The 3,047-nt window shown below is 48.1% G+C and carries 4 protein-coding genes; 3 read left to right on the forward strand and 1 reads right to left on the reverse strand.

Annotation, left to right across the window (positions count from 1 at the left end; genetic code table 11):
* From A8707_RS25870 to A8707_RS27750, 3 genes are all read left to right on the forward strand, one after another.
* A partial coding sequence (locus A8707_RS25870) for a translation initiation factor (protein ID WP_156518897.1) occupies window positions 1-247 on the forward strand: 247 nt, incomplete at its 5' end.
* 264 nt (window positions 248-511) lie between these two features.
* Window positions 512-982, forward strand: a complete 471-nt coding sequence (locus A8707_RS28760) for a transposase (RefSeq protein ID WP_068820305.1) — start codon at window positions 512-514, stop codon at window positions 980-982.
* Window positions 979-1,707, forward strand: a complete 729-nt coding sequence (locus A8707_RS27750) for an ISAzo13-like element transposase-related protein (RefSeq protein ID WP_197485091.1) — start codon at window positions 979-981, stop codon at window positions 1,705-1,707. The genes A8707_RS28760 and A8707_RS27750 overlap by 4 nt, the downstream gene beginning before the upstream one ends.
* Window positions 1,708-2,471: 764 nt before the next feature.
* Here the strand turns inward: A8707_RS27750 and A8707_RS25885 are convergent.
* On the reverse strand, window positions 2,472-3,047 hold a 576-nt coding region (locus A8707_RS25885), incomplete at its 5' end, for a transposase (protein WP_156518507.1).

Here is a 3,047-nt window from a genome sequence, read left to right on the forward strand (position 1 = left end):
AGCAGCCGATGCCTTACTAGGCGATCAGCCAGCAGAGAGCGAGAATCAACCACCGCGACCCGCGAGTGAAGACCCGTATGGCGATCCGGCAAATCAAGCGACCGATGCTGGGCAGTTCGGCAATGTGCAACCTGCGAGTGAAGATCCGTATGGCGATCCTGCTAACCAGGTCGCTGAGTCTGGGCAGTTCGGCAATGTGCGACCTGCGAGTGAAGATCCGTATGGCGATCCCGCTGACCAGGCATAGCACCTGATACAGGGTAAATATAGTGAGCGAGCCGTGAATCGCCAACACAAAAGCACCCTAACCAACGATTGGCTAGGGGACTTGCGGATAAATAATCTCCCAGTCATTCTAGAAAGTAAACTGTCCGACTTTTAGTTTGCATAAACCAGTCCTGGTATCCCTTTCACACAATAGAAAGAGCTATAAATCTAGATGACGGTCAGCTTAGGAAGCGTAGGTCAGCTGTCGTCGCTATCAATCTCTAGAATTGGAATGTACAGAACCATGTTAAGCGACTCCATTCAGTCTACTTTCAAAGATGCTGCTCAGAAACTGACTGGCAACCGCAAACGAGACTTCATGGCAAAAGTCACCCAAGACTACTTTGAGGGTTCAGCCCGTAAAGCAGAAACCGTTTTAGGCTGGTGTCGCCATAGTGTTCAACTGGGTTTGCATGAACAGCGCACCGGAATAGTCTGTGTGGACAACTATCAGGCAAGGGGACGACGCAAAAGCGAAGTGGGGTTGCCTAACTTAGAAACGGATATTCGTTCATTGGTAGATGCTCAAGCCCAAGCAGACCCAAAATTTCAATCGACCTTTCTGTATGCCCGTATTAGTGCTAGAGCCGTTCGAGCGGCATTTGTGAGTGAGGCGGGTTACGAGGAGCGCGAATTGCCGACTCGTCAAACCATAGGAGAGGTGCTGAATCGCCTGGGGTATCGCCTAAAAAAACACAAAAGACCAAACCCTTGAAAAAGATTGCTCAAACGGATGCAATCTTCCAGAATGTCTTTGAACAGAATCAGGCATCGGATGATAATCCACATTCGTTGCGAATCTCGATTGATAGCAAAGCCAAAGTGAAGATTGGCAACCTGTCACGAGGTGGCAAAGCCAGGACAATCGATCCTCAACAGGCTGATGACCACGATCTGGAGTGGCAAACCGTCTTGGTGCCCTTTGGAATTCTCAACACTCACACCCACCAATTCGCAATCTACATGGGGCAGTCGGCTGAAACCAGTGATTTTATCGTCGATTGTCTGACCGATTGGTGGACGCACAATCGACCTAGTTATCCTCAACTCGACGAGTGGGTGATTGACCTTGATGGAGGGGCAGCAACCCGCAGTGACCGCACACAATTCATCAAACGAATGGTCGAATTGTCTCAGGCAATTGGGGTGACAATCCGATTGATTTACTACCCGCCGTACCACAGCAAATACAATCCAATTGAACGCTGTTGGGCAGTATTAGAGAATTATTGGAACGGTGCAATCTTAGATTCAGTCAAGACCGCTCTAAACTGGGCTAGCAATATGACTTGGAAGGGAATAGCCCCAATTGTACAGTTGGTCGAAACCACCTATGAGAGAGGAATCAAAGTGCTACCAGAAGAGCTAAAACAGTACCAACCCTTCTGGCAACGTTCTGAATTATTGCCCAAATGGGACATCACCATTGTTCCGACTTAGCTGGTAGATTATTTACCTGCAAGTCCCTAGGGTGCTTTATTTTGAATCTCATCAAGGGTAGATTCCCCGTCCCTTGGGGCGTAAGAAGTGCTAAAAAGTGGCTGTTTCATACTCCGTCCGCTTGCGGCGGAGTTGTTGATTCCAATTTGGCATTCCTGTAGCTTTTGAACCCAAAAAGACTCTAAGCCTGAAAGCCTCTCTAGGATTGATTGCTATAGTTGATTTCTCGGTTTACCTAAAGCAAGAAACCGCTCGACGAATCAGGTTTCCAGGCTACCAACTTAAGCCGGGACAGTACGTCCCTCAAGTCTTTAAGCTTGGTTCAATCTGTCCCGCTTTATGTCGGTAGCCGGTTTCCAAATATCTCGGTTCGGCTTGGTTCTCTGTGAAAGGCAGCAGAAGTTCGTCGAGAGGAGAAGGGTTTCAGCCGTCAGGAAGAACGAGAGAATCAGGATTTTAGCCCTTTGTAGTGCGGTGTAGTAGTCCAAAATTAAGCCCGTCCTGTAGCGTAGGCAAAAATGGGCTTAATTAAACCTTATCAATTGTCTGGCTGAAATTCCTTAACGTTGTTTCTGACTCAAAAGCTACGGGAAAGCCGAGTATGAATTTTCGGTTTTAACACCTCACTCAACGACTTCCTAAGTTACTTAATTGCTAACATTCCTGTAACAATTAAGTAACTTAGGAAGGGACATGCAAGAACACTTAGCCAAGACATTAAGCTCATATAAGTTGACATACTTAATACAATACTTCGGACAGTTTTAGGCGGCGATAGTGCCGTAATCGCAAAGGGTTGAGTAGTTGGGATGGGATTTAATCAAGCTTGGCTCCAAGTCTAAGGTGGCAATAAATCGTTCAAGTAGGTGTTGATTGAGGGCACGACGCTTAACGCTTGCCATTGAGAATACAAATGGGTCTTGACCGGTGTGCTGGGGATGCGCGTCGAACTTCGCTAGATTGAGGGCGGTAAAACTGGCATTGAAATGAAAGTCCAACTTCAAGAGGTCACGGGCTTGACAATCACTCAGACCCGTAAACTGCTTGGCATCGCGGAAGAGAAATTCAATCCCGAAGCGCAATTTATAGAACTGAATAATCTGCTTGGGGGCTTGCTCAACATCGGTACTGAACAGCAGGCAGGTGCGGACTCGGTTCGGAACGCGACGGTCAACTAGGTAGGCGACTCGAATCTCCCGCTTCAAGGAGACGTGCCACAATCGGGCAGTGTAGAGGTCAACCTGGGGTTGCACGGTTTCCACAAAGGTGAAGTGACTGAGGTCTGTCAGGTCAACTTTGCCGTCGTACTTGCGCGGTCTGCCTCGTTGCTTCTGCACCCC

The sequence above is a fragment of the Phormidesmis priestleyi BC1401 genome, from assembly GCF_001650195.1.
Classification (GTDB): Bacteria; Cyanobacteriota; Cyanobacteriia; order Leptolyngbyales; family Leptolyngbyaceae; genus Phormidesmis_A; species Phormidesmis_A priestleyi_B.

Excerpts from the sequence above, each read along its gene's own strand:
- A8707_RS28760 (WP_068820305.1), top strand. The coding sequence starts at position 512 with ATGTTAAGCGACTCCATTCAGTCTACTTTCAAAGATGCTGCTCAGAAA.